Source organism: Geodermatophilus arenarius (assembly GCF_042654585.1).
GTDB classification, from domain to species: domain Bacteria; phylum Actinomycetota; class Actinomycetes; order Mycobacteriales; family Geodermatophilaceae; genus Geodermatophilus; species Geodermatophilus arenarius.
This window is the reverse complement of the sequence record NZ_JBHSGR010000017.1, coordinates 31,721-57,613: the sequence shown is the minus strand read 5'-3', so window position 1 is coordinate 57,613 and position 25,893 is coordinate 31,721. Positions and strand designations below refer to the sequence as shown.

Sequence of the window (25,893 nt, the reverse complement as noted above, 5' to 3'; positions counted from 1 at the left end):
GGGTGATCACCGGCGGCCCACCTACGATCGAGGCGTGATCGACCTGCGCCTGGTGCGCGAGCACCCCGACGTCGTCCGTGCCAGCCAGCGCGCCCGCGGCGCCGACGAGTCCCGGGTCGACGCGCTCCTGGCCGCCGACGAGGCCCGCCGCGCCGCCGTCAAGCGCGCCGACGACCTGCGCGCGGAGCAGAAGGCGGCCTCGCAGGCGGTGCGCGGCGCGTCGAAGGAGGAGCGCCCCGCCGTCCTGGAGCGGGCGAAGGCGCTCGCCGCCCAGGTCAAGGAGGCCGAGGAGGCCCAGCGCGCGGCCGACGCCGCGCTGCGCGAGGCCCACCTGGCCATCCCGAACGTGGTCCACGACGACGTCCCGCCCGGCGGCGAGGACGACGCGGTCACCCTGCGCACCGTGGGCGAGGTGCCGTCCTACGACTTCGAGGTGCGCGACCACCTGCAGGTCGGCGAGGCGCTCGGCGCCATCGACATGGAGCGCGGCGCGAAGGTCTCCGGCGCCCGGTTCTACTTCCTCACCGGCCCCGGCGCGCTGCTCGAGTTCGCCCTCGCCCAGCTGGCGATCACCCGCGCGGTGGCCGCCGGGTTCACCCCCGTCGTCGCGCCGGCGCTGGTCAAGCCCGAGGCGATGGAGGGCACCGGCTTCCTCGGCGAGCACGACGAGGAGGTGTACCGGGTCGAGCGCGACGACCTGTACCTCGTCGGCACCTCGGAGGTGGCGCTGGCCGGGATGCACGCGAACGAGGTGCTCGACCTGTCGGCGGGACCGCGCCGCTACGCCGGCTGGTCGTCCTGCTTCCGCCGCGAGGCCGGCTCCTACGGCAAGGACACCCGCGGGATCATCCGGGTGCACTGGTTCGACAAGGTCGAGATGTTCAGCTTCTGCCGGCCCGAGGAGGCCGCCGCCGAGCACCTGCGGCTGCTCGCCTGGGAGGAGGAGTTCCTCCAGGCGCTCGAGCTGCCCTACCGGGTGGTCGACATCGCCGCCGGCGACCTGGGCACCAGCGCCGCCCGCAAGTACGACATCGAGGCCTGGTTCCCCAGCCAGGGCACCTACCGCGAGCTGACCAGCACCTCGGACTGCACCACCTTCCAGGCCCGCCGGCTGGCCATCCGCCACCGCGACGAGGACGGGCGGCCGCGGACGGCGGCCACGCTCAACGGCACGCTGTGCGCCATCGCCCGCACCATCGCCTGCCTGCTCGAGGTGCACCAGCGCGCGGACGGCTCGGTGCACGTGCCGGCGGCGCTGCGGCCGTGGCTGGGCGGCCACGAGGTCCTCGCCCCCGGCATGACCCTGGCCGCGCCGGTGCCCGCGTGAGCAGCCAGCCGCCGGCCGCGCTCCCGGTCCCCGGGGCGGCGGTGCCGGAGGCCGGTGACGTCGTCGACCTCGGCGGCGTGCTCGACGAGCTCGGGACGTGGCGGCCACGCCTGGTGGCCACCGACCTCGACGGCACCCTGCTCGACTCCTCCGGCGAGGTCAGCCCCCGCACCCGCGCGGCGCTGGACGCCTGCTGGGCCGCCGGCATCCCCGTCGTCGGGGTCACCGGCCGCGGGCCGCGGCTGGTCGACAGCGTGCGGGCGGCGCTCGGCGGCCGCGGCATCGCCGTCCTCGCGCAGGGCGGCTACGTCGTCGACCTCGAGCGCGACGAGGTGCTGCGCACCGTGGGCCTGCCGCGCTCGCAGGCCGAGGCCGTCGTCGCCCGGATCGAGGAGGTGGCGGGGGACCTCGTGCTCGCCGTCGAGGACGCCGCCGAGCAGGCCGAGGCCCGGGCGGCGCTGCGCGTGCAGCACGGCTTCGACTGGCCCTACCCCGAGCCCGCGCACCTGCTGCCCCGGCACTCGGTCCTCCCCGAGGGGGCGGTGCTCAAGGTGTTCCTCCGCTCGTCCACGCTCGGGCAGGACGAGCTGCTGGCCCGCGCCCGGCGCGTCGTCGACCCGGCCGAGGCCGAGCTGACCCACGCCGGCCTCGGCTTCATCGAGGTGCTGCCGCCGGGCGTCACCAAGGCCACCGGCCTGGCCGTCGCCCTCGACCACCACGGCGTGGACCTGGGCGACGTCCTGGTCTTCGGGGACATGCCCAACGACCTGCCGATGATCGGCGCGGTCACCGACGCCGGCGGGCACGCGGTCGCGGTGGCCAACGCGCACCCGGCCGTCCGCGCGGCCGCCCGGGGCCGCACCGGCGGGCACGACGCCGACGGCGTGGCCCGCTACCTCGAGGCGGTGCTGGCCGGTGTCTGACTGGCGCCCGCGGCTGATCGCCAGCGACATGGACGGCACGCTGCTGCGCTCCGACGACACCGTGAGCCCGGCGACCGTGGCCGAGCTGGAGCGGTGGCGGGCCGACGGCGTCCCGGTCGTCCTGGCCACCGGCCGCCCGCCGCGGTGGATGCACCGCATCCGTCAGGTCCTGGGCCGGGGCACCGCGGTGTGCTGCAACGGCGCGGTGCTGCTGGACCTGGAGACCTTCGAGATCCTCGAGGAGGAGGCGCTCCCGCCCGCCGTGCTCGCCGACGTCACCGAGGGCCTGCGCCGGGTGCGGCCGGACACCTGGTTCGCCGTCGAGTACGGCCTGGAGTTCCGGCACGAGCCGGTCTACCGGCCGCGCTGGGACGTCGACGCGCCCGGCGTCGCCGAGGCGCCGCTGGAGGAGATCGTCGCCGTGCCCGCGGCCAAGCTGCTGGCCCGCCACGAGGACATGGGCCGCGACGAGTTCGTCGCCCTGGTCGAGGACGTCGTCGGCGACCGCGCGACGGTCACCAACTCCTCGTCCGACGCGCTCGCGGAGATCTCCGCCCGCGGCGTCACCAAGGCCACCGGGCTGGCGCGGGTCGCCGCCCGGCACGGCGTCGGCCCGGGCGACGTCGTCGTGTTCGGGGACATGCCCAACGACATCGCGGCCTTCGACTGGGTCCGCGAGGGCGGCGGCCGGGCCGTCGCGATGGCGCACGCCCACCCGGACCTGCTCGCCGCCGCCACCGACGTCACGGGCACCAACGACGACGACGGCGTGGCCGCCTTCCTCGCCTCGCTCTGAGCCGGCTCAAGCCCGCGGCCGGGCTGCCGATGTGGAACGCGACCGATCGCGCGCCACGGAGGGCAGCACATGAGCACCACCCCGACCCGCGTCCCGCAGACGCCTCCTGCCGAGTCCGTGACGGGAGGGTGGGGGCTGCGCACGCGACTGCTGGGCGCGATCCTCGTCGTCGCCCTGACGACGATCGGCATCGGTGCCTTCGGTATCGACCGGATGGCCAGCCTCAGCGACCGGGCCGACCGGGTCTACAGCGACGGCGCGCTGCCGGTGGCCGGCCTGCAGCAGCTGCAGGTCGACTGGTGGCAGCTCATGACCCACACCGCGCGGGCCAACATCGTGACCCTGCCGGCCGAGAGCCGCGCCTCCGCGCAGCAGAAGGCCGGTGAGACCGCGCAGACGCTCACCGAGGACACCGCCGCGGCGGCCGAGCTGCCCATGTCGGCGGAGACCCGCGCGTCCTACGAGGAGTTCGTCGGCGCCTCGCAGGCCTACCTCGCCGACCTGCAGCTGCTGGTCGCCGGCGCGACCCCGACCGGCAGCACCCTGCCCCTGGCGGAGCAGCAGGCGATCATCACCCGCCTCAACGCCAACGAGGCCGTGATCGCCGACTCCCTCGCCGCGGCCACCGAGACCGCCCGGGTCGACGCCGAGGCGACCGCCACCGACGCCGCCGACGCCTACGCCGCCGCCCGCACCCTGACCCTCGTGATCATGGCCCTGGGTCTGGTCGTCGCGATCGTGCTCGCGGTCCTCGTCGCCCGCAGCGTCACCCGGCCGGTCGAGCGGATCCGCGAGGTGCTCGGCAAGGTCGCCGGCGGCGACCTGCGGGTCCGCGCCGGCGAGGCCGGCGGCGGCGAGCTCGGCGAGGTCGCCCGCTCGCTGGACCGGACGCTGGACTCCCTCAGCGGCGTGCTCGTGCTCGTCCGCGACTCCGCCGGCCGGCTGCAGGGTGCCTCCACCCGGCTCGACTCCGCCGCCAGCGGCATCGCCGAGTTCTCCCGCGCCGCCTCCGACCAGACCGACGCCGTCGTCGCCTCCGCCGGTGAGGTGGCCGCCAGCGTCGACACCGTCGCCACCGGCTCCTCGCAGATGGAGACCGCGATCCGGGAGATCGCGCACAACGCCGCCGAGGCCGCCCGCGTGGCCGGTCAGGCCGTGGACGTCGCCGAGACGACGACCCGCACGGTCGGCAAGCTCGGCGACTCCTCGCAGGAGATCGCCACGGTCGTGAAGCTGATCAACGGCATCGCCGAGCAGACCAACCTGCTGGCGCTCAACGCCACCATCGAGGCCGCGCGCGCCGGGGAGGCCGGCAAGGGCTTCGCCGTCGTGGCCAGCGAGGTCAAGGAGCTCGCGCAGGAGACCGCCCGGGCGACCGAGGACATCTCCCGCCGGGTCGAGGCCATCCAGGCCGACACCGCCGGCGCCGTCGAGGCGATCAGCCGGATCAGCGCCGTCATCGGCGAGATCAACGACTTCCAGGCCACGATCGCCGCGGCGGTCGAGGAGCAGACGGCGACCACCAACGAGATGAACCGCAACGTGGCCGAGGCCGCGGGCGGCTCGCGGGACATCGCCACCGCGATCGGCGGGCTGGCCGCCGGCACCCAGCAGACCGGCGCCCGGGTCGCCGACGCCCAGCGCGCCGCGGCCGAGCTCGCCCGCATGAGCGGCGAGCTGCAGGAGGCGGTGGCCCGCTTCGCGGTCTGACCCAGGGCCCGCACCACAGCGGCCCGGTCCCGCCGTCCGCGCGCGGACGGCGGGACCGGGCCGCTGTCGCGTCTAGAGGTACTGGCCGCCGCCGGGGCGGTGCTCGGACGTGCCGCCGGGCAGCGCCCGCCCGCGCCGGATCTCCTCCAGCTGGGCCCGGGCGGCCATCTGCTGGGCGAACAGCGCCGTCTGGATGCCCTGGAAGACGCCCTCCAGCCAGCCGACGAGCTGGGCCTGGGCGATCCGCAGCTCGGCGTCCGACGGGGTCTCGCCCTCACCGAAGGGCTGGGTGATCCGGCGCAGCTCCTCGGACAGCTCGGGCGCCAGGCCCTGCTCGAGCTCCTGGACCGACGAGGTGTGGATGTCCCGCAGCCGGGCCCGGCTGGCGTCGTCGAGGGGCGCGGCGCGGACCTCCTCGAGCAGCTGCTTGATCATCGTGCCGATCCGCATGACCTTGGCGGGCTGCTCGACCATCTCGCCGACGGTGGGCGGGCCGTCGCCGTCGCCGTCCGGGCCGCCGGTGGGCACGGGCATCGTGCCGACCGGACGCCCGTCGGGACCCACGACGACGACCTGCTGCGGACGCTCCATGCCGTTCCCCGGTGCCGTCATGCCTCCATCCTGCCCCTCGCCGTCACCGGCTGAACGCCGGGCGGCGGGGGCCGGGTGCGGCGGCGGTCCGGGTGCGGCGCCCAACTAGGGTCGCCCGCATGCACCCGGGGGAACCACGGCTGGACGTCGCGCGCGTCCGCGGCCTGTTCCCCGGCCTCTCCGACGGCTTCGTGCACACCGACGCCCCCGGCGGCACGCTGATGCCCGAGAGCGTCGTGCACGCCGTCTCCTCGGCGATGCGGGTGCCGGTGGCCAACCGCGGCGGGGTCTTCCCGTCCTCGGCGCGCACCGAGGGCCTGGTGGCCGCGGCGCGGTCCGCCGTCGCCGACCTGGTGGGCGGGGTGTCCACCGGCGTCGTCCTGGGCCCGAACACCACCTCGCTGGTCTACGCGGTCGCCCGCGCGCTGTCCCGCACCTGGCGCTACGGCGACGAGGTGGTGGTCAGCCGCCTCGACCACGACGCGAACATCCGGCCCTGGCTGCAGATGGCCGAGCAGGTCGGCGCCGTCGTCCGCTGGGCCGAGGTGGACATCGAGACCGGCGAGCTGCCCGCCTGGCAGTACGACGACCTCATCACCCCGCGCACCCGCCTGGTGGCGGTGACGGCGGCCAGCAACGCCATCGGCACGCGCCCCGACGTCGCCGCGATCGCCGCCCGCGCGCACGCCGTCGGGGCGCTGGTCTTCGTCGACGCCGTCCAGGCCGCGCCGCACGTGTACCTCGACAAGGCCGCCCTGGGCGCGGACTTCCTGGCCGTGTCGGCCTACACCTGGTGCGGTCCGCACGTGGGCGCGGTGGTGGCCGACCCGGCCCTGCTCGCCGAGCTCGCCCCCGACCGGCTGCTGCCCACGCCCGACCGCGTCCCCGACCGGTTCGAGACCGGCACGCCGCCGTTCGAGCTCTACGCCGGGGTCACCGCCGCCGTCGACCACCTCGCCGGCCTGTGCGACGACGCCACCGGCAGCCGCCGCGACCGGCTGCGCGCCTCCATGGCCGCCGTCGCCGCGTACGAGACCAGCCTGTTCGACTGGCTGGACCAGGCGCTGCGGGCCATGCGGCACGTCCAGGTGGTCGGCTTCCCCGAGCACACGACGCCGACGCTGTCGTTCACCGTGCCCGGCATGCGCCCGCGGCAGGTGGCCGCCGAGCTGTCCCGGCGCGGCATCTGCGCCTGGGACGGCGACTTCTACGCCCGCGAGCTGTTCGACGCGCTCGGCGTCAACGAGCTCGGCGGCGCCGTCCGGCTCGGGCTGGTGCACTACAACACCGCCGAGGAGGTCGGCTACGTGGTCGACTCGGTGGCGGCGCTGCGGGGCGCGCTGCTCTAGGCGCCGTCCCTACGCGTCGGGGAGCAGCAGCACCTTGCCGATGTGCTCGCTGGCCTCGACGACGCGGTGCGCCTCCGCCGCCCGCGACATCGGCAGCCGCCGGTCGACGATCGGCCGGACCACCCCGCGCTCGACGTCGGGCCACACCTGCGCCCGCACCGCGGCGACGATGTCGGCCTTGCCGCCGGGGCCGGTCGGCGGGCGCGAGCGCAGCGCGGTGGCCGCCACCGACGCCCGCTTGGCCAGCAGCTTCGCGATGTCCAGCTCCGCCCGCGTGCCGCCCTGCATGCCGATGACCACCAGCCGCCCGCCGACGGCGAGGGCGTCGACGTTGCGGGCCAGGTACTTCGCGCCCATGTTGTCCAGCACGACGTCGACGCCCGCGCCGTCGGTCTCCTCGCGCACCCGCTGGACGAAGTCCTCGGACCCGTAGTCGATCGTCACCTCGGCGCCGAGCTCGCGGCAGAACTCGAGCTTGGCCGCGCTGCCGGCGGTGGTGAACACCCGCGCGCCGGCCCGGACGGCGAGCTGGATCGCCATCGTGCCGATCCCGCTGGACCCGCCGTGCACCAGGAAGCTCTCGCCCCGGCGCAGGCCGGCGAGCTGGAAGACGTTGGACCAGACGGTGCAGGTGACCTCGGGCAGCGCGGCCGCGGTGGCCAGCTCCACGCCGGCGGGGCGGGGGAGCAGCTGCACCGCCGGGACGGCGACCCGCTCGGCGTACCCGCCGCCGGCCAGCAGCGCGCACACCTCGTCGCCCACCGACCAGCCGGTCACGCCCTCGCCGACCTCGCTGACGATCCCGCTGCACTCCAGGCCGAGGACCTCGCTGGCGCCCCTCGGCGGCGGGTAGTGGCCGGCCCGCTGCAGCAGGTCGGCCCGGTTGACGGCGGTGGCCGCGACGTCGACGACGACCTCGCCGGGACCGGCCACCGGGTCGGGCACCTCACCCCAGCCGAGGACCTCGGGGCCGCCCGGTCCACTCGCGATCACCGCACGCATGCCCCCGACCCTAGGAGGACCCTCCCGCGAGCCCGCTCTCAGGAGCTCGGTGCGGGCGCCACCGACGCCGTGGCGCCGGAGACGGTGAGGCAGCGCCCGCGCCCGGGCTCGGCCACCAGGTCGGCGAGCACCCCGCCCAGCGCCCGCCGCGAGACGTGCATCCCCCCGGTGTCCCCGGCCGGCGAGGTCGCGGCCGGCTCGTCGCCGTCGGTGAGGTACACCGGCTGCACGATCGTCCAGTCCAGGCCGCTGTCCCGGACGACCCGCTCCTGCCGCTCGTGGTCGGCGATCTGCGGCCGCAGCAGGAGGGCGAACACCAGCCGGGCCGACAGCGGCAGCCGCCCCCGCGTCTCCCCGACGCCGTAGGAGGACTGGACGACCAGCCGCGGGACGCCGTGCTCCCGCATCGCGGCGACCACCGCGGCCGTCCCCCGCGAGCGGACGTCGAGCGGGGTGCCGCGGCTGCCCAGCAGGCGCACCCGCAGCGGGTGCTCGCTGATGCCGAGGGCCACCACCACGGCGTCCTGCCCGCGGACCGCCCGCGCCACGTCCCCGGGCGCCGTGGCGTCGCCGTCCACGGCCCGGACGCCGCGACGCCCCGCGTACGCCGCCGACGCCCGCCGGGCGAACGCGGTCACCTCCCGTCCCTGCCCGGCCAGCGCCTCCACGGCCGCCCGTCCGGATCCACCCGTCGCACCCACCACCAGAACGCGCACGTCCCTGCTCCTCCCGGTCCCGCCGGCGCCCGTCGCCGGTCGCCGTCGACACTGGCGGCCGGGGCGGCCGGAGCCCATGACCGCGCGTCCGCGGACGGTGCCCGTTCGTCCGGCGGACCTGGACGCCCGGTGCGGACGCCAGCAGGCTGGGACCGTGCACGCGGACGCCGTGACCGACGGGGACCACGCCCGGCCCTGGGCGCCGGTCGACCCCCTCGGCGGCGTGCTGGCCGACCTCCGCATCCGCGGCACCTTCTACTGCCGGGCGGAGGCGACCGCGCCGTGGGGCCTGGAGATGCCCGCCCTCGCCGGGTGCATGAGCTTCCACGTCGTCACGCGGGGCAGCTGCCTGCTCGAGGTCGACGGCGAGCGGCGCGAGCTCGGCGTCGGGGACCTGGCCCTGGTCCCGCACGGGCGCGGGCACCTGCTGCGCAGCGGCCCCGGGGCGCCGGTCGCCGGGCGCGCCGACCTGCTGCCGCAGCGGTACCTGGGCGACCACTGCTCCGTCCTGCGGCTCGACGGCGGCGGCCCACCGGCGGCGATGGTGTGCGGGGTGGTCGAGCCCGACCGGCCGGGCGCCGCCCACCTGCTCGGCCTGCTCCCGCCGGTCCTGGTGGTCGACGGGTCGGACCCGGCCCGGACCGGCTGGCTGCCGCTGCTGCTCCGGGTGCTCGCCGACGAGGCCGCGGTGGACCGGCCCGGCGCCGAGGCCGTGATCACCCGGCTGGCCGACGTCGTGGTCGTCCAGGCCGTCCGGGCGTGGCTGGACACCGCGGCCACGGGCCCGGGGTGGCTCCGGGCCCTCCGCGACCCCCAGGTGGGGCGGGCCGTGGCGTCGCTGCACCGCGAGCCCGGCTCGGCCTGGACCCTGACCCGGCTGGCGCGGGAGGCCCGCATGTCGCGCTCGTCGTTCGCCGCCCGGTTCACCGAGCTGGCCGGCGAGCCGGCGATGCACCACCTGGCCCGCTGGCGGATGCACCTGGCCACGGTCGCGCTGGGGCAGGGGGCGCGGGTGGGCGAGCTGGCCGGGAGCCTGGGCTACGAGTCGGAGGCCGCGTTCTCGCGCGCGTACAAGCGGATCGTCGGCGTCCCGCCGACCGCGGCCGGGGCGGCCGCGCGACGCTCCTGAGGTCGGTCCCGGCGCCGTCCAAGCTGGCCACAAGCCCGTTGCAGGGGCCCGGCGGCACCGTCCCCACCGTGACCACGACGAGCACCCCTCCGACGAGCACCCCTCCGACGAGGACCCCTCCGACGAGCACCTCCACGACGACGTCCCCCGCCCCCGTCCGCCGCCCGCCCGCCCGCCGCGGCCCGGTCCGCTCCCTGGGCGACCACGCGCTGCTGCACCGGGCGCTGCGCTCGGGCACCCGGGTGGTCGCCGAGGCCCTGACCGGCATCGCCTTCGACGAGTCCTGCTGCCCCGAGCGGCAGCGCGAGCTGGTCCGCTGGACGAGCGGCGTGCTGGCCGAGGTCCGGGCGCACGCGGTGCTGCGCCGGCGGCTGGAGGCCGCGGTGTCGCGCGTCGTGCTGCCCGGCGGGGGCCCGGACGTGCGCCGCCCCGGTGGTGACGCCGCCCTCGACGAGGCGCTCACGCGGGCCGTCCTGGCGCTGCCGCTGTTCGCCCGCGACGTGAGCGCCGGCGCTCCCGCCCTGGCTCTCGCGCTGACCGACCTCGCCGACCTGGTCGCCGCCCGGCTGGACGCCGAGGAGGCCGTCGTGCTGCCGCTGGTCGACGAGCACGTGTCGGCCGCCGAGCGCGGCCGCGCCGAGCGGGCCGCTCGCCGGGGCCTGCCCGCCGGTCAGGCGCTGTTCACGCTGCCGTGGCTGCTGGACGCCTGCCACCCCGCCGAGCGGGTCACGGTGCTGGAGACGGCCTCCCGCCCGGCCCGGCTGGTCCTGCGGTTCGCCGGCGCACGCCACGGGCGCACCCGCGACGCCGTCCTCGGCACGCCCTGGTGACGCCGGGGACGGCAGCGGGCCGGCTCCCCGGGAGGGGAGCCGGCCCGCTGTGGACGACCGCTAGGCGCGGGCCTTGAGGTCCTTGCGCAGGATCTTGCCGGCCGCGGACTTGGGCACCTGGTCGATGAACTCCACCGCGCGGATCTTCTTGTGCGGGGCGAGCCGGCTGCCGGCGAAGTCCATGACGTCCTGCTCGGAGATCTCCGCGCCGGGCGCCTTGACGACGAACGCCTTGGGCAGCTCCTCGCCGCTCTCCTCGTCCTTGACGCCGATGACGGCGGCGTCGGCGATGGCCGGGTTGCTCAGCAGCACGGCCTCGAGCTCGGCCGGGGCCACCTGGTAGCCCTTGTACTTGATCAGCTCCTTGACCCGGTCGACGACGGTGTAGCAGCCGTTCTCGTCGACGACCGCGACGTCGCCGGTGTGCAGCCAGCCCTCGTCGTCGAGGGTCTGGGCGGTCGCCGTCGGGTTGTTGAGGTAGCCCTTCATGACCTGCGGGCCGCGGACCCACAGCTCCCCGCGCTCATCGGGGGCGGCGTCCGTGCCGGTCTCCGGGTCGACCAGGCGGCACTCGGTGTTGGGCAGCGCCAGGCCGACCGAGCCCTTGGGCACCTCGGTGACGCCCTCGGGCAGCCGGGTGGCGTCCGGGGTGGTGTGCGAGACCGGCGACAGCTCGGTCATGCCGTAGCCCTGCGCGACGACGACGCCGTCGGCGGCGCCCTTGCGCAGCCGGTCCTGGGCGGCCTGGGCCAGCGCCTCGTCCAGCGGCGCGGCGCCGGAGGTGATGCTGCGCAGCGAGGACAGGTCGAACTGGTCGACCATCGGGTGCTTGGCCAGCGCCAGCACGATGGGCGGCGCCACGAACGCGCGGGTGATCTTCTGGTCCTGGATCGTGCGCAGGAACTGCTCGAGGTCGAACCGCGGCAGGGTGACCACGGTGCCGCCCCACTGCAGGCCCTGGTTCATGAGCACGGTCAGGCCGTAGATGTGGAAGAACGGCAGGACGGCGATGATCCGCTCGTCGCCCTCGACCAGCTCCACCAGCGGGCGGGACTGGCTGACGTTGGCCACCAGGTTGCGGTGGGTGAGCATGACGCCCTTGGGCAGGCCCGTGGTGCCGCTGGAGTAGGGCAGCGTGACCAGGTCGTTCGCGGGGTCGATGTCGACCTCGACCGACGGGGCGTCGCTGGTGATGAGGTCCAGCAGCGAGGCGTGGCCCTCGGCGCCGTCCATGACGATGACCTCGTCGACCGGCGTCTGCTCGGTGGCCTCGAGCGCGCGGTCGAGGAACGGCGAGACGGTGACGAGCACCTTCGCGCCGGAGTCCTTGAGCTGGTAGGCGACCTCGTGGGCGGTGTAGAGCGAGTTGATCGGGCTCATCACCAGGCCGGCGCGGGCGATGCCGTGGAAGACGACCGGGTACCACATGGTGTTCGGGCACAGCACCGCGACGACGTCGCCCTTGCGCAGGCCGCGGGCGGCGAGGGCGGCCGCGACCCGGTCGACGTAGGTCGCCAGCTGGCCGTGGGTGATCGAGTCACCGGTCAGCCCGTCGACCAGAGCAGGTGCGTCCGGCCGCGACGCCCCGCCGGCGAGGACGAACTCGGGTACCGACTGGTCGGGGATCTCGACGTCGGGGTAACGACTGGCCAGAGCCACGGTGCTCCTCCTCAGGGGTGCGTAGTGGCGCCAGTCTCACACCCCGGGTGTGTCGCGCGACACGCGGGTTACTCGCCGGTCACCTCGGCCAGAGCACCGACTGGGTGCACCGGAACAGGGCGAGGGTCCTCCCGGCGTCGGAGGCGACGACGGCGTCCCAGACCTGCGTGGTCCGGCCGGCGTGCACGTTCGTCGCCACCGTGCGCAGCCGGCCCTCGCGGAGGGTGCCGAGGAAGTTGCTCTTCAGCTCGATGGTCGTGAAACCGGCCGACCCGTCGGGCAGCAGGGCGCGGGTGGCCAGGCCGCAGGCGGTGTCGGCCAGGGCGACGACGGTGGCCGCGTGCAGGTAGCCGTTGGGCGCGAGCAGCTCGGGGCGGACGTCGAGGGCGGCCTCGAGCCGGCCCGGCTCGTGCGCGGTGACGGTCAGCCCGATCAGCCCGGGCAGGGTGCCCGGCAGCAGCGCGTTCAACTCGTCGGCGGTGAGGAACCCGGGAGCGGCCACGGCCGCGACCGTAGCGCCGCGCGAGCGGGGGGACCCGGCCGCGTCAGGGGGCGGCGGAGTCGGTCCTCGCCCGGCGGAAGCGGCGGCGGTGGGTGCGGACCCGCTCGCCGTCGGGGCGGCGGCGCAGGTGCAGCCGCTCGCGGTGCGCCTCGGCCGAGTGGACGACGGTGACCGGGCACGGCGCGTGCAGGACGCACTGCAGGCCCGTCGAGCCGAGCAGCACGCTGGAGAACCCGCCGTGCCCCCGGCTGCCGACCACCAGCAGGTCCGCGCCCACCGACTCCCGGACCAGGCCCTCGGCCGCCGAGCCGAGCACGGCCGTCACGTGGATCACCGGGTGCGGCTCCGGCACCTCGCGCAGCACCTCCTCGACGAACGCCTCGGCCCGCTCCACCGCCGCGGCCTCGGCCCGCTCGTAGTGGACGTCGCCGACGACGTCGAAGTCCATCCACGCCTCGGGCGGGCGGTACACGGTGACCGCCTCGACGGGAACGCCCCGGCGGACGGCGTCGTCGAGGGCGAACCGCAGCGCGGCCCGCGCCCCCGCCGACCCGTCGACGCCCACCACCACCCGCGGCCCGTGGGCCCGGGACTCCTCGACGCCTGCGACCTGCTCGGTCATGACGGCCTCCCCGGCACCGTCCCCGCGGGACCCGGCGCCCCGGCGGGCGACCCGAGCATGATCCGTCCGGCCGCCCGGCGGAAGGGCCCTCCGCCGCGCCCGGTCGGCTCAGGCCAGGCCGCGGGTGGTCCGCGCCGGCGGACGGTCGCCGCGGATGGCGGCGACCATGTCCAGCGTCTGGCGGGTCGCGGCGACGTCGTGGGCGCGGAACACGCGGGCGCCCAGCCACGCGCTGACCGCCGTCGCGGCGAGCGTGCCGGTCAGCCGCTGCTCCAGCGGGACGTCGAGGGTCTCCCCGACGAAGTCCTTGTTCGACAGCGCCACCAGCACCGGCCAGCCGGTGGCCACGAGCTCGCCGAGCCGGCGGGTGGCCTCCAGCGAGTGCCGGGTGTTCTTGCCGAAGTCGTGGCCGGGGTCGACCAGCACCCGCTCGCGGTCCACGCCGGCGGCGACCGCGGCCTCGGCCAGCGCCGTCGTCCGCGCCACGACGTCGGCCACCACGTCGTCGTACCGGACCCGGTGCGGCCGGGTCCGCGGCGGCAGCCCGCCGGCGTGCGTGCAGACGATGCCCGCGCCCGCCTCGGCCGCGACCTGCGCGAGCTCGGGGTCGACCCCGCCCCACGCGTCGTTGACGACGTCCGCCCCCGCGGCGAGCACCTCCCGGGCCACCTCGGCCCGCCAGGTGTCGATCGAGATCGGCAGGTCCGGGTGGGCGGCGCGGATGGCGGCGACCAGGTCCACGGTGCGGCGGATCTCCTCGGCGGGGGAGACCTCCGCGCCCGGGGCGGCCTTCACCCCACCGACGTCGACCACGTCCGCGCCCTCGGCCACCACCCGGTCCACCCGCTCCACCGCGGCGGCGAGCTCGTAGGTCGCCCCGCGGTCGTAGAAGGAGTCCGGCGTGCGGTTGACGATCGCCATGACCACCAGCCCGCCGTCGGGCACGTCCCGCCGGCCCAGTCGCAGCACCCCGTCGCCTCCGTCCCGGCCGATGTGGTGGAGTCAGCCAACCAGACCACCGGCGGTCCGGACCGAGGGACACAGGAGGACAGGCGATGGCGCAGACCACCGTGGACGGGGTCGAGGGCGTGCAGGGGCTCGTGGGGCGGCACCTGGGCCACAGCGACTGGGTCGAGGTCACCCAGGAGCAGGTGCAGCAGTTCGCCGACGCGACCGGCGACCACCAGTGGATCCACGTCGACGTCGAGCGCGCGAAGAAGGAGAGCCCGTTCGGCGGGCCGGTGGCGCACGGCTACCTGACGCTGTCGCTGGTCCCGTCACTGCTGCCGCAGATCGTCGAGATCACCGGCTTCCGGATGGGCGTCAACTACGGCACCGAGAAGGTGCGCTTCCCCTCGCCGGTGCCGGTGGGCAGCCGCGTCCGCGCCGGCGCGACGCTCGCGTCCGCGACGCCCTTCGACGGCGGGATCGCGATGAACATGGACGTCACCGTCGAGGTCGAGGGCCAGACCAAGCCCGCGATGGTCGCCACCGTCGTCTACCGCCGCTACCTGTAGGCCGGGCGGTGCACTCCCGCGGACGTGCCCGGGGCACGTCCGCGGGAGCGCACCGCCTCAGGCGACGATCGACTGGTTGACCAGGGCGCGCAGGTAGGCCCGGATCGGCAGCGTGCTCGAGGGCAGCAGCTGCGTGTAGAAGCTGACGACGACGTCCTCGACCGGGTCGACGTAGAACGCCGTCGACGCCGCCCCGCCCCAGCTGTAGTCGCCGACGCTCGCGACGCCGCCGTAGCGCGCCGGGTCCAGCACCATCGAGAAGCCCAGCCCGAAGCCCACCCCGCGCAGCGGCGTCTCGGCGAACAGCGGCCGCCCGAACGTCTCCAGGTCGGCGTTGCCGGGCAGGTGGTTGCGCACCATGTGCGCCAGCGTCCGCGGGCCGAGCAGCCGCCCGCCGTCGTAGGAGCCGCCGCGGCGCAGCATCTCGCAGAAGCGCAGGTAGTCAGCCGCCGTCGAGACCAGCCCGCCGCCGCCGGACAGGAACGTCGGCTTGCGGTGCGCCGCCTCGCCCATGGCGTCGATCGGCGCGAAGGAGGTGGCCGGGCCGCCGGGCTGCCCGGGGACGGCGGCGTAGAGCCGGGCGAGGGAGTCGACGTCGTCGTCCTCGCGCAGGCCGAAGGAGGTGTCGGTCATGCCCAGCGGGCGGAAGACCCGCTCCGCGAAGAAGACGTCGAGGGTCTGGCCGGAGACGACCTCCACGAGCCGGCCGAGGACGTCGGTGGAGACGCCGTAGTTCCACTCCGACCCGGGCTGGAAGACCAGCGGCACCGACGCCCACTGGCGGCACGCCTCGGCCGAGTCGACGCCGGGCGGGGTGCCCCACTCGTGGCCCATCGCGCGGTACATGGCGTCGACCGGGTGGGCGTGGTGGAAGCCGTAGGTGAGCCCGGAGGTGTGCGTGAGCAGGTGCCGGACCCGGATCGGCTCGACCTGCGGCTGGGTGACCGGCTTCTGCGCCGACCCGGCGACGTACACGCGGGTCTCGGCGAACTCCGGCAGCCACTTCGCGATCGGGTCGGTGAGCTCGAAGGCCCCCTCCTCGTACAGCATCATCGCCGCCACCGAGGTCACCGGCTTGGTCATCGAGAAGATCCGCCAGCGGGTGTCCTCCTCGACCGGGAGGCCGTTCTCGACGTCGCGGGAGCCGTACCGCCCGACGTGGGCCAGCCGGCCGTGCCGCGACACCGTGACGAGGAAGCCGGGCAGCTGCCCGTCGTCGACCCAGCGGGCCAGCCGCCTGTCCAGGCGCTCCAGCCGGCCGGCGTCGAGGCCGACCTCGGCCGGGTCGGTGTCCAGGGTCAGTCCGCTCGCCACGTGCTCCTCCGTCCCGGCACCGCCGCCCTCGGGCGGCGCCTGCCTGCGCATCCTGACCCACGGGACGTGGGCGGGGTCACAGGGGGCAGGCGCCGCCCCGGCGGGGGGCCCGGCGGGTCAGACCGGCACGTTGCTCGCGGCCTTCTTCAGGTTGGAGCCGGCGGTCACCTTGACGGTGTTGGCCGCGGGGATCTCGATGGACTCACCGGTCTGCGGGTTGCGGCCGGTGCGCGCCGAGCGCTGGGTCCGCTCGACGGTGATGAGACCGGAGACGGCCACCTTCTCGCCGCGGGTGATCGCCTCGACGAGCTCCTCCTGCAGGCCGCTCAGCACGGCGTCGACGGTGGAGCTGGGGACGTCGGCGCGCTTCGCGATGGCGGAGACGAGTTCGGCCTTGTTCACGGGGTTCCTCTCAGACGTCGGGGCCCGCGCGGTCTCGGCGGGCCGCCGGGTGGGGTGCCGGCCGCGGGTCCGCGGCGGCGGTCCCGGGCGGGCGCCCGGGACGGACCGGTCCCCGTCGGGGGTCCGGCCCGGGGCACCGTGACACGCCGACGGGGCATCTGGCCAGTGCACGGGCCTGATCACGACCCTACGGACCCGCCGGTACCACCCGTCCCGGGGAGGGGTGGCCCCCCGCGACACGGCGGGAGCCGCGTGCCGCAGGTCCCCCGGGACCGACTCCGCCGTCGGCGACCCGTGCCCGGGCGGTGACGTGTCGGGCCGGAGCGGCGACCCGGCCGGGGTCCCGGCGTCGTCGGCGGCGGTGACGAGGCGGTGCGGCCGGGGACGACGTCCCCCGCGGGTGGAGGTCTCCACCGGGCGGTTCCTCCCGGTGGTCCGGGGTGCGGTCAGCGGGCGGCGGCCGCGGAGGCCAGGTCCTCGACGCGCAGCAGGCCCACCACGGCGCCGGCCGCGTCGGTGCAGACCACGGGGTCGAAGCGCTGGGCCGGCGAGCGGGTCAGCGCCCGCTGCAGGGTGGCGGTGACGTCGTCGGTGGGCTCGGCACGCAGCGACACGGGGGCGGTGTGCGCCTGCCCGGTGCGCGGGTCGGTCAGCCGCAGGGCCAGCGGCTCGCCCTGCGGGCCCACCAGGACGACCGGCGGCACGCCGGGGAAGGCCTCGGTGACCTCGCACTGGCGCACCGGCCGCAGCAGGCCCGCGACGGTGGACGCCGTCCGCGCGCGGGCGGCGCAGCCGCGGACCAGCGCGGCGACGTCCGGGTCCAGCGGCGCGAACCCCGGCGTGGGCCGGCCGAGCAGCCACCCCTGGGCCAGCGGTACGCCGAGCCGGCAGAAGGCGGCCAGCTCGCTCCGGGTCTCGATGCCCTCGGCGAGCAGCCAGGCGTCGATGCGGCCGGCGAACTCGCCGACCATCTCCGCCAGCGCCATCCGCACCGGGTCGGCGTCGGCGCCGGCGACCAGGGACCGGTCGAGCTTGACCAGCTGCGGCCGCAGGGCGGCCAGCTGCTGCAGGCCCGACCAGCCCGAGCCGGTGTCGTCGAGGGCGACCAGCGCACCCCGCGCCCGCAGCGCGGCGACCTGGAGCCGCAGCGCGCCCAGGTCGTCGACCGGCGCGTGCTCGGTCAGCTCGACGACGACGCGGTGCAGGTCCGGGCGGGTGGCCAGCGCCTCCTGCACCGGCGCCGTCCCGAGCAGGTGTGGACCGACGTTGACGGTGAGGAAGGTGTCCGCGGGCAGGTCCGGGATGGCGGCCAGGGCCTTGTGCAGGGCCAGCGCCTCGAGCTCCGCGGCGATCCCGGCGTCCGCGGCCGCGGCGAACCACACCTCCGGGCCGGCGGTCCCCGGGAACCGGGACAGCGCCTCGTACCCGGCCACGCGGGCCCGCGCGAGGTCCACGATCGGCTGGAAGACCAGCGTGAGGTCGTCGGGATCGGCGAGCAGGGGGCGGCAGTCCGGCAGCCGCCGCGTCAGCATCCCCGTCATGGCGAGGGGATCGGCCACCGACGCCGTCCGCCCGACCCGTCCGGCGGCGTCCCTCACCCGGGCGGGGGACCCTGGCGCCACTGCGGACGGCGTGGTCCGCCCGGCCGCCGCCCGTGGCACCATGGACGGCTGCGACCGCCCGGTCGCGTGAGGACAGGAGGGCCGTGACCGTCCCCCTGCCGTCCGCGCCCGACGACGTCCTGCAGGACCCGCACCGCGTCGCCGCCGCCCGCCGCCTATTCCTCGAGGTGCCGGACCCCGCCGCCTACGACCGGCTGTCCGGGCTGGCCGCGCGGCTGCTCGACGTCGACCACGCGAAGGTCACCCTGTTCATCGAGCGGGACACCGTCGTCGGCGGGCACGGCCTGCCGCCCGGCGTGGTCGGCGGGCGGGCCCTGCTCACCGGGGCCTTCTCCGAGCGCGTCGTGCGCGAGGGGCGGGCCCTCGCGGTGCCCGACGCGCGGGCCGACCGCGTGCTGGCCGCGCTGCCGGCCGTCACCTCCGGCGAGGTCGTGGCCTACCTGGGCACGCCGCTGCTGTCCGCGTCCGGCTTCGTCGTGGGCGCGCTCGCCGTCTACGACCCCGAGCCGCGCACCTGGCAGCCCGACGACGTCGCGCTGCTGGAGCACCTGGCCGCCTCGGTGGTGGCCGAGCTGGAGCTCTCGGCCGCCCGCTCCGCCATCGGCGTGTCCCGCACCCGGCTGGAGGTCGCCCTCGAGGCCAGCGAGATCGGCATCTGGGAGTACGACCTGCGCAGCGGGGCGCTGCACTGGGACGAGCGGTGCGCGGCGGTGCACGGCCTCGACGGGCCCCTGGACATCGCCGACGTCGACCGGATGCTCGCCGAGCGGATCCACCCCGACGACCACGCCGCGGTGCGGGCGGCGATGGCCTCCGCGCTGTCCGGCGCCGGCGAGTACGCCGTCGAGGCCCGCGCCCTGCACGCCGACGGCAGCGTGCGCTGGACGGTGTCCCGCGGCCGCGTGGTGCGCGACTTGCGCGGCGAGCGGGTGCGGGTCCTCGGCACCGTCCTCGACGCCACCGAGGCCCGCGAGCAGGCCACCCGCCGGATGGCGGCGGTGCAGCGGGCCGCCGCCGTCGCCGAGGTCGCCGCGGAGCTGGCGAACGCGACCGCGCTGTCGCAGCTGGCCGAGATCGCGCTGCGGGGCGCCCGGGTGCTCGGGGCGTCCTCCAGCGCGCTGGCCGCGTTCGACGGCGACGGCGCGCTGCGGCTGCACCTCGCCCGCGGCCTGGCCGACACCGTGGCGAGCGCCGCCGCGGAGGCCGACGTGGAGCTGTCGCCCGAGGCCATGGTGGTCGAGCTCGACGACACGCTGCCCACCCAGTACGCCGCCCGGCACGGCGAGCGGCTGGTCTTCGCCGACCTCGACGAGGCGGTGGCCCGGTTCCCGCAGATGGCCGAGGTCGGCGCCGCGCTCGGCCTGCGCGCGCTCGCCGCGCTGCCGCTGCGGGTCGAGGGCCGGCTGCTGGGCAGCTTCGTCGTCCTCTGGGACACCGAGCACGTCTTCGTCGACGACGACGTCGAGCTGCTCGACGCGCTGACCGCGCAGATCGCGCTGAGCGTCTCCCGGCTGCGGTCCCAGGCCGAGCGCGCCGAGGCCGTGCGGGCCATGTCCCGGGCCAACCAGCGGCTGCAGCTGCTGGCCGACGCCGGCCGCGTGCTCTCGGGCAGCCTCGACATCGGCGAGCAGCTCGGGCAGCTCGCCGACCTGGTGGTGCCGGCGCTGGGGGACTGGTGCTGGATCGTCGTCACCGAGGAGCAGGGCCGGCTGCACGAGGTGGCCTGGGCGCACCGCGACCCGGCCCGCCGGGACGACGTCGCCGCCTACGTGCACACGATGGCGACCGGGATGAGCGACGAGCACGCCGCACGGGTGGTCACCCGCACCGGCCGCCCGCTCGTCGTCCCGGAGCTGGACGCCGCCCGGATCGCCCGTTCGCTGCCCGACCCGGCGGACCAGGAGACGCTGCTGCGGCTGGCGCCCCGCTCGGCGCTCGTCGTGCCGCTGGTGGCGCGGGGGCGGGTCATCGGCGCCCTGGGCACCGCCAACGACGCCGCGCGCGGGCCGCACACGCCGGGCGAGGTCGACACCGCGATCGAGGTCGGCCGCCGGGCGGGGCTGGCCCTGCAGGCGGCCCGCCTCTACGAGCAGCAGCGCGACCTCGCCGACGCCCTGCAGCACAGCATGCTCACCGCGCCGCCCCGGCCCGAAGGCTGCGAGATCGTCGTCCGGTACGTGCCGGCGTCGGAGGGCGCCGAGATCGGCGGCGACTGGTACGACGCGTTCGTCGAGGCCGGCGGCGCGGTGGTCCTCGCGATCGGCGACGTCGTCGGGCACGACCGGCACGCCGCCGCGGCGATGGGCCAGCTGCGCGGGCTGCTGCGCGGCATCGGCTACGCAGGCGGGGGCTCACCGGCCGAGGTGCTCGCCGGGCTCGACCGCGCCGCGGCCGGGCTGGCCCTCGGGGCGATGGCCACCGCGGTCCTCGCCCGGCTGGAGCGCACCGACGGCGGGGGCGTCCGGCTGCGCTGGTCCAGCGCCGGGCACCCACCGCCGGTCGTCGTCCTGCCCGGCGGCGGCGTGCGCGTGCTGGACGAGGGGACGGCCGACCTGCTGCTGGGCGTCGACCCGCGCCGCCCGCGCACCGACCACGACTGCGAGCTGCCCGTGGGCAGCACGGTGCTGCTCTACACCGACGGCCTGGTCGAGCGGCGGGACCGCGACCTCGACGCCGGGACCGCCGCCCTCACCGCCGCGCTGGGCGAGTTTGGCCACCTCCCGCTCGAGGAGCTGTGTGACCGGCTGCTCGGGCGCATGGTCCTGCCCGGCGCCGAGGACGACGTCGCGCTGCTCGCCGTCCGCGTCGAGGGATGACACCGCGGTCCTCCGGACCGCACCGCGGCCACGTGCCGCCCACGGGCTGGGATGTGCCGGAAGGAGGCCCTCCCTAGAGGGCCGTGACCTCGTAGGTGTGCCCGGCGGCGCGCAGCCGGTCGACCAGCACGCCGTCCAGCGCCGTCGCGGGGGTCAGCGACCCGGCCCGGTCCGGCAGCCGGTCCTCGTCGAGGGCCAGCCCCAGCGCCGCCTCGCCGAGCATCACCGACGTCGCCTTGTAGCCGGGGTCGCCCTGCCCGGCCACGGTGGCCCGGTAGCGGCGGCCGCCCTCGGTGTCGGCGTCGACGACCATCCGGAAGAAGCCCCTCTCCCGCACCGACTCGCTCGGCCCGCTCCCGGGTGCCGGGAGCACCCGGTCGAGCAGGGCCCGGGTGGGCGGGAAGGCGATCGCGCCGAGCGCCGCGGCGAGACCGGTGGTGACGCCGGCGGCGGCGAACGCGCCGGGGATCCCGCGGCCGGTGCTCATCGACTCGCCGTAGCGCAGGCCCCGGCCGTAGGCCCAGTCCTGCAGCGCGTTGCTGCGGCGCACGATGCGGGTGTTGAACGGCGCCATCACGAACGGGGCGGTCCACCGGCCCCCGGCGGCGAGCGAGGGCGGCATGGCGTCCGGCGGCTGCTTCGTGTCCGGCTCGGCGGCGCGGTCGGGGGAGAGGGCGTACGGGTCGGCGATCACCCTCCGCACCGCCCGGTCGGTGGCCATCGCCTCGACCTGCGCGCGCATCGAGTCGACCGTGCCGCCGCTGAACCCGCCGCGGACGGTGGCGACGAGGCGGACGTCGGTGAGCCCGCCCGCGCCGTCGGCCCGGGCCCGCTCGGCCAGCAGGAACACCGACAGGTCCGACGGGATCGAGTCGTAGCCGGCGGCGTGCACGAGGCGGGCGCCGGTCTCCCGGGCGACGGCGTCGCAGCGGTCGATGGCCTCGCGGACGAACAGCACCTCGCCGGTGAGGTCGGCGTAGTGCGTGCCCGCCCGCGCGCAGGCCTCCACCACCGGCAGGCCGTAGCGGTGGTAGGGACCGACCGTGGTGGCCAGCACCCGGGTGGTCTCCGCCATCCGGGCCAGGGACGCCGGGTCGCTGCTGTCGGCCTCGAGCAGCGGCCAGTGGCGGGCCGTCTCCGGCAGGTCGGCCGCGGCGGCGGTCAGCCTCTCCTTCGACCGGCCGGCCAGGGCGACGCGCAGGCCGGGCGGCGCGGCCTGGGCCAGGTAGGCGGCGACCAGGCGGCCCACGAAGCCGGTGGCGCCGAAGAGGACGACGTCGTGCTCCCGCTCGGGCATGCGGCTCATCCTGCCGGGCGGCTCCGGCTCACCGCATCCGGCGGCGGAGGACCCGGCGGCGCCCGTCCGGCCGCCGGGACCGGTCGCGGGCCGCGAGCCGGCTGCGGGCGCGGCCGGGGAGGTCCACGGCGACCGGCGCCTCCCACCCGCGCCACACCGACAGCACCCGCAGCGCCGCCACGAAGGCGATCACCAGCAGCGCCACCGGGATGGGGTCCACGCCGAGCGGCCCGGCCAGCAGCGTGAGCAGCGTGGCGCCGAGCAGCGCGGCGACGGCGTTGTAGGGCCCGGGCTGCACGATGTCGGCGCGCTGGGCGAGCAGCACGTCGCGGATCACCGCCCCGCCGACCGCCGTCAGCGTCCCGATGAACACCACCGAGGCGCTGGGCAGGCCGGCGAGCTGGGCCTTCTGCGCGCCGATGACGGTGAACAGGCCGAGGGTGAGCGCGTCGAGCACCACCAGCAGCGCGGTGAGCCGGGACAGCCAGCCGGAGAAGAAGAAGGTGACCGCCGCGGTGATGGCCACGGCGGGCAGGTAGGCGCGGTTGGTCAGCGCCACCGGCGGCCCCTCGGCGAGCAGCACGTCGCGGATCAGCCCGCCGCCGAGGCCGCCGCTGACCGCCAGCAGCAGGACACCGGAGACGGCGAAGCCCTCCCGGGCGGCCAACAGCCCGCCGGTCAGCGCGCCGACGACGATCGCGGCGAGGTCGACCGCGGCCGGGACGCGCAGCGTCTCCGTGGCCGCCGCGAGGGTGCTCACGAGGGTCCATCCTCCCGCCCGCCCCCGCGCCGCCCGGGACCTGGCCCCCCGGACGGGTGAGACGGCGCTCGACCGGCGGCCCGGTCCGTCCGATGAGGCAGCCATGAGCAGGTCCCGGAGCGCGACGGCGGCCGGCACCCGGCTGTTCGCCGCCTACGCCGCGGCCAGCCTGGTGCCGGTGGTCGTGCTGGGTGCGGTCCTCGCGGCGGGCATCCGGCAGGACGCCGTCGACCGCGCGCTGGAGTACGGCCACGCGCAGGCCGCGGTGGTCGAGGAGATGACCATCGCCCCGGCGCTGCGCGGGCAGGACCTCGGCACCGGGCTGACCGGGGCCGAGCGCGAGCGGCTGCAGGCGGCCACCGACCTCGCCGTCTTCCGAGGCTCGATCCTGCGGCTGCGGCTGCGCGACTTCGCCGGCGCGGTCGTCTTCGCCGACGACGGCGCCACCGGTCCCGAGACCGCGCTGCCCGACTACCCCGCCGGTGAGGACGTCGTCCCCGCCGCCGGCGCCGCGTTCGCCACGGCCGCCGCCGGCGGGACCGACGTCGCCCTCCTCGACGACGACGGCCTCGCCGTGGGCCGGATGATCCGCGTCCTGCAGCCCATCGTCGCCGACACCTCCGGCCGCTCGGTCGGCGTGCTCGAGCTGCTGCTGCCCTACGACACCGTCGCCGCCCGGGTCGAGGCGGCCACCACCCGCACCCACTGGCGGCTGGGCGCCGGCCTCGGCGCCCTCTACCTCGTGCTCGCCGGGATCTCCTGGTCGACCACCCGCCGGCTGCGCCGCCAGGCCGCGCAGGCCGCCCACGACGCGCTGCACGACCCGCTGACCGGCCTGGCCAACCGCGAGCTGTTCGCCCGGCGGGTGGCCGCCGAGGTGGGCCGGGGCGCCCCGGCCGCCGTCGTCCTCCTCGACCTCGACCGGTTCAAGGAGGTCAACGACACCCTCGGCCACCACGCCGGCGACCAGTTGCTGCGCGAGGTGGGCCGACGGCTGTCGGCGACCGTGCGGGCGGAGGACACCGTGGCCCGCCTCGGCGGCGACGAGTTCGGCCTGCTGCTGCCCGGCATGGACGACGCCGGCGCCGCCCGCGAGCTGGTGCAGCGGGTCAGCGACGCGCTGTCGGTGGAGACCGTGGTCGAGGGCGTGCCGCTGGCGGTGGAGGCCAGCTGCGGCATCGCCATGCACCCGGCCGACGCCACCGACGTCGAGACGCTCATGACCTGCGCCGACGCCGCCATGTACCAGGGGAAGCGCGGCGCGACCGGCGTCGTCGTCTTCGACCCCCGCGCCACCGCGCCCTCTCCGCACTCGCCGGCGCTGCAGCACGACGTGCGGCGCGCGCTGGAGGACGGCGACCTGCGCCTGCACTACCAGCCGCAGGTGGACCTGGCCTCCGGCGCCACCGTCGGCGTGGAGGCGCTGCTGCGCTGGCAGCACCCGCAGCGCGGGCTGATCGGCCCCGGCGAGTTCCTGCCGGCGCTGGAGCAGTCCGGCGTCATGGGCGTGCTCACCGAGTGGGTGCTCCGGCAGGCGCTGGCCGACTGCGCCGCCTGGACGGCCGCCGGCGAGGACTGGACCGTCTCGGTCAACGTCTCGGTGCGCAACCTCGAGGCGCCCGGGTTCGCCGCCACCGTCGCCCGGCTCGCCGCCGCGGCCGGGGTGCCGCCGGCGAAGCTGGTCCTCGAGGTCACCGAGACCGCGCTGCCCGCCGACCTCGCCGCCGCCTCGGCCTGCCTGGCCGAGCTCGCCGCGCACGGGTTCGGCGCGGCGCTGGACGACTTCGGCGTCGGCTACGCCAGCCTGTCGCACCTGCGCTCGCTGGCGCTGGCCGAGGTCAAGGTCGACCGGGCCTTCGTCACCGGGGTCGACCTCTCGGCCGAGGACGCCGCCGTCGTGCGGTCGCTGGTCGAGCTCGCCCACGGCCTGGGGCTGTCGGTGTGCGCCGAGGGCGTCGAGACGCCCGAGGTCGCCGCCTGGCTGCGGGCGGTCGGCTGCGACCGCGCCCAGGGCTGGCTGTTCTCCCGGCCCCGCCCGTGGCCGGAACTCACCTGCGCGGCCCGCCCGGCGTCCGCGCCCGCCCAGGAGGTCCTCGCGTGACCCGCACCCGCCGTGCCGTCGCCGGCACCGCCGTCCTCGCCGCCGCCCTGGTCGCCGCCGGGTGCGGGGCAGCCGCCCCGGAGACCGCCGCCGGCCCGGCCGCCGCCGTCGCCGTCGACGAGGAGCTGCACGCCGCGCTGCCCGCCGACGTGCGCGCGGCCGGCGTCCTGACGGTGGCCAACGACCCGTCCTACCCGCCGGCGTCGTCGTTCGGCCCCGACGGGCGCACCATCGTCGGCTTCGAGCCCGACCTCGGCGCCACGCTCGGCGACCTGCTCGGCGTGGAGGTGCGCTTCGAGGCCGCGCCGTTCGACACGCTCCTCGACGACCTCGCCGCCGACCGGTTCGACCTGGTCATGAGCGCGGTCACCGACACCGCCGAGCGCGAGCAGCAGGCCGACTTCGTCAACTACTTCCGCGCCGGCTCCTCGATCGTCGTCGCGCGCGGCAACCCGCTCGGCATCCACGAGCTGGCCGGTCTGTGCGGCCGCAGCGTCGCCGTCGAGGCCGGGACCGTGCAGGTCGGGCTGCTGGAGCGGGCCCAGGCCTCGTGCGCGCAGCGCATCGACCTGCACGAGCTGCCCACCAACGACGACGCCCTGCTCGAGCTGCGCACCGGCCGCGCCGACGCCGTCGTCGCCGACTACCCGCCGGCGGTCCACGTGACCACCGACCCGCGGACGCAGAACAGCTACCAGCTGGTCTCCGACACCCAGTACGAGCCCGGGCTGTACGGCATCGCCGTCGCCCCGGACCGGACCGGGCTGCGCGACGTGCTCACCGAGGCGCTGCAGCGGCTGGTCGACGACGGCGTCTACCAGGAGCTGCTCGACCGCTGGGAGGTCGGGCACGGCGCCGTGGACGCGATCACGGTCAACGGCGCCCTGCCCGCCGGCAGCTGACCCGGG

Annotated in this window: 23 protein-coding genes; 11 read left to right on the top strand and 12 right to left on the bottom strand. The window is 76.6% G+C overall.

Annotation, left to right across the window (positions count from 1 at the left end; genetic code table 11):
• Window positions 1-34: 34 nt before the first annotated feature.
• From serS to ACFO3M_RS15560, 4 genes are all read left to right on the top strand, one after another.
• On the top strand, window positions 35-1,327 hold the full coding sequence (gene serS / locus ACFO3M_RS15575) for a serine--tRNA ligase (protein ID WP_387990550.1): 1,293 nt from the start codon (window positions 35-37) through the stop codon (window positions 1,325-1,327).
• Window positions 1,324-2,250, top strand: a complete 927-nt coding sequence (locus ACFO3M_RS15570; protein ID WP_387990547.1) for an HAD family hydrolase — start codon at window positions 1,324-1,326, stop codon at window positions 2,248-2,250. The genes serS and ACFO3M_RS15570 overlap by 4 nt, the downstream gene beginning before the upstream one ends.
• Window positions 2,243-3,046 carry a Cof-type HAD-IIB family hydrolase gene (locus tag ACFO3M_RS15565; RefSeq protein ID WP_387990545.1) on the top strand — a complete coding sequence of 268 codons (804 nt, stop codon included), beginning with the start codon at window positions 2,243-2,245 and terminating at the stop codon, window positions 3,044-3,046. The genes ACFO3M_RS15570 and ACFO3M_RS15565 overlap by 8 nt, the downstream gene beginning before the upstream one ends.
• A gap of 69 nt (window positions 3,047-3,115) precedes the next feature.
• Window positions 3,116-4,756, top strand: coding sequence for a methyl-accepting chemotaxis protein (locus ACFO3M_RS15560; RefSeq protein WP_387990542.1), 1,641 nt, complete (start codon window positions 3,116-3,118; stop codon window positions 4,754-4,756).
• Window positions 4,757-4,828: 72 nt separating this feature from the next.
• Here ACFO3M_RS15560 and ACFO3M_RS15555 read toward each other — a convergent pair whose 3' ends face one another.
• Entirely contained in the window at window positions 4,829-5,368 is a 540-nt protein-coding gene (locus ACFO3M_RS15555; protein WP_387990539.1) for a bacterial proteasome activator family protein, read from the bottom strand.
• A gap of 98 nt (window positions 5,369-5,466) precedes the next feature.
• Between ACFO3M_RS15555 and ACFO3M_RS15550 the strand changes: the two genes are divergently transcribed.
• Window positions 5,467-6,696, top strand: coding sequence for a cysteine desulfurase-like protein (locus tag ACFO3M_RS15550; protein WP_387990536.1), 1,230 nt, complete (start codon window positions 5,467-5,469; stop codon window positions 6,694-6,696).
• Between the two features lie 9 nt (window positions 6,697-6,705).
• Here the strand turns inward: ACFO3M_RS15550 and ACFO3M_RS15545 are convergent, their stop codons facing one another.
• Together ACFO3M_RS15545 and ACFO3M_RS15540 are read right to left on the bottom strand one after the other, a co-directional pair.
• A complete protein-coding gene (locus tag ACFO3M_RS15545; protein ID WP_387990533.1) occupies window positions 6,706-7,698 on the bottom strand; it encodes an NAD(P)H-quinone oxidoreductase in 993 nt (330 codons plus the stop codon).
• Window positions 7,699-7,736: 38 nt separating this feature from the next.
• On the bottom strand, window positions 7,737-8,414 hold the full coding sequence (locus ACFO3M_RS15540) for an NAD(P)-dependent oxidoreductase (RefSeq protein ID WP_387990531.1): 678 nt from the start codon (window positions 8,412-8,414) through the stop codon (window positions 7,737-7,739).
• Between the two features lie 154 nt (window positions 8,415-8,568).
• Here ACFO3M_RS15540 and ACFO3M_RS15535 point away from each other — a divergent pair, with 154 nt between their 5' ends.
• Both ACFO3M_RS15535 and ACFO3M_RS15530 read left to right on the top strand, forming a co-directional pair.
• Window positions 8,569-9,543, top strand: a complete 975-nt coding sequence (locus tag ACFO3M_RS15535; RefSeq protein ID WP_387990528.1) for an AraC family transcriptional regulator — start codon at window positions 8,569-8,571, stop codon at window positions 9,541-9,543.
• Window positions 9,544-9,611: 68 nt separating this feature from the next.
• Window positions 9,612-10,373 carry a hypothetical protein gene (locus tag ACFO3M_RS15530; RefSeq protein WP_387990525.1) on the top strand — a complete coding sequence of 254 codons (762 nt, stop codon included), beginning with the start codon at window positions 9,612-9,614 and terminating at the stop codon, window positions 10,371-10,373.
• 60 nt (window positions 10,374-10,433) lie between these two features.
• Here ACFO3M_RS15530 and ACFO3M_RS15525 read toward each other — a convergent pair whose 3' ends face one another.
• The 4 genes from ACFO3M_RS15525 to folP all read right to left on the bottom strand — a co-directional run bounded on the left by ACFO3M_RS15525 (window position 10,434) and on the right by folP (window position 14,125).
• Window positions 10,434-12,032, bottom strand: coding sequence for an AMP-binding protein (locus ACFO3M_RS15525; RefSeq protein ID WP_387990522.1), 1,599 nt, complete (start codon window positions 12,030-12,032; stop codon window positions 10,434-10,436).
• Window positions 12,033-12,111: 79 nt separating this feature from the next.
• Window positions 12,112-12,534: a PaaI family thioesterase gene (locus ACFO3M_RS15520; protein ID WP_387990519.1), complete on the bottom strand. Its 423-nt coding sequence runs from the start codon at window positions 12,532-12,534 to the stop codon at window positions 12,112-12,114.
• 43 nt (window positions 12,535-12,577) lie between these two features.
• Window positions 12,578-13,156 (bottom strand): universal stress protein, encoded by a 579-nt coding sequence (locus ACFO3M_RS15515; protein WP_387990515.1) that lies wholly within the window; start codon window positions 13,154-13,156, stop codon window positions 12,578-12,580.
• A 108-nt stretch (window positions 13,157-13,264) separates the two neighbouring features.
• The gene (gene folP / locus ACFO3M_RS15510) at window positions 13,265-14,125 is read right to left on the bottom strand and encodes a dihydropteroate synthase (RefSeq protein WP_387990512.1); all 861 of its coding nucleotides are present in this window, start codon (window positions 14,123-14,125) and stop codon (window positions 13,265-13,267) included.
• A gap of 86 nt (window positions 14,126-14,211) precedes the next feature.
• On the opposite strand from folP, the gene ACFO3M_RS15505 reads away from it, so the two are divergent.
• Window positions 14,212-14,673 carry a MaoC family dehydratase gene (locus tag ACFO3M_RS15505; RefSeq protein WP_387990510.1) on the top strand — a complete coding sequence of 154 codons (462 nt, stop codon included), beginning with the start codon at window positions 14,212-14,214 and terminating at the stop codon, window positions 14,671-14,673.
• Between the two features lie 57 nt (window positions 14,674-14,730).
• Here the strand turns inward: ACFO3M_RS15505 and ACFO3M_RS15500 are convergent, their stop codons facing one another.
• From ACFO3M_RS15500 to ACFO3M_RS15490, 3 genes are all read right to left on the bottom strand, one after another.
• Window positions 14,731-15,987, bottom strand: coding sequence for a serine hydrolase domain-containing protein (locus tag ACFO3M_RS15500; protein ID WP_387990507.1), 1,257 nt, complete (start codon window positions 15,985-15,987; stop codon window positions 14,731-14,733).
• Window positions 15,988-16,104: 117 nt separating this feature from the next.
• Window positions 16,105-16,389: an HU family DNA-binding protein gene (locus ACFO3M_RS15495; protein WP_387990504.1), complete on the bottom strand. Its 285-nt coding sequence runs from the start codon at window positions 16,387-16,389 to the stop codon at window positions 16,105-16,107.
• 446 nt (window positions 16,390-16,835) lie between these two features.
• Window positions 16,836-17,948, bottom strand: a complete 1,113-nt coding sequence (locus ACFO3M_RS15490) for an EAL domain-containing protein (RefSeq protein ID WP_387990502.1) — start codon at window positions 17,946-17,948, stop codon at window positions 16,836-16,838.
• Window positions 17,949-18,094: 146 nt separating this feature from the next.
• Between ACFO3M_RS15490 and ACFO3M_RS15485 the strand changes: the two genes are divergently transcribed.
• On the top strand, window positions 18,095-20,827 hold the full coding sequence (locus tag ACFO3M_RS15485) for a SpoIIE family protein phosphatase (protein WP_387990499.1): 2,733 nt from the start codon (window positions 18,095-18,097) through the stop codon (window positions 20,825-20,827).
• 73 nt (window positions 20,828-20,900) lie between these two features.
• On the opposite strand, the gene ACFO3M_RS15480 is transcribed toward ACFO3M_RS15485, so the two are convergent.
• Window positions 20,901-22,124, bottom strand: coding sequence for a saccharopine dehydrogenase family protein (locus ACFO3M_RS15480; RefSeq protein WP_387990496.1), 1,224 nt, complete (start codon window positions 22,122-22,124; stop codon window positions 20,901-20,903).
• A 28-nt stretch (window positions 22,125-22,152) separates the two neighbouring features.
• On the bottom strand, window positions 22,153-22,884 hold the full coding sequence (locus ACFO3M_RS15475) for a trimeric intracellular cation channel family protein (protein ID WP_387990493.1): 732 nt from the start codon (window positions 22,882-22,884) through the stop codon (window positions 22,153-22,155).
• A 103-nt stretch (window positions 22,885-22,987) separates the two neighbouring features.
• Between ACFO3M_RS15475 and ACFO3M_RS15470 the strand changes: the two genes are divergently transcribed.
• Together ACFO3M_RS15470 and ACFO3M_RS15465 are read left to right on the top strand one after the other, a co-directional pair.
• Window positions 22,988-24,985: a putative bifunctional diguanylate cyclase/phosphodiesterase gene (locus ACFO3M_RS15470; RefSeq protein WP_387990490.1), complete on the top strand. Its 1,998-nt coding sequence runs from the start codon at window positions 22,988-22,990 to the stop codon at window positions 24,983-24,985.
• The gene (locus ACFO3M_RS15465; protein ID WP_387990487.1) at window positions 24,982-25,887 is read left to right on the top strand and encodes an ABC transporter substrate-binding protein; all 906 of its coding nucleotides are present in this window, start codon (window positions 24,982-24,984) and stop codon (window positions 25,885-25,887) included. Before ACFO3M_RS15470 ends, ACFO3M_RS15465 begins: the two co-directional genes overlap by 4 nt.
• Window positions 25,888-25,893 lie beyond the last annotated feature (6 nt).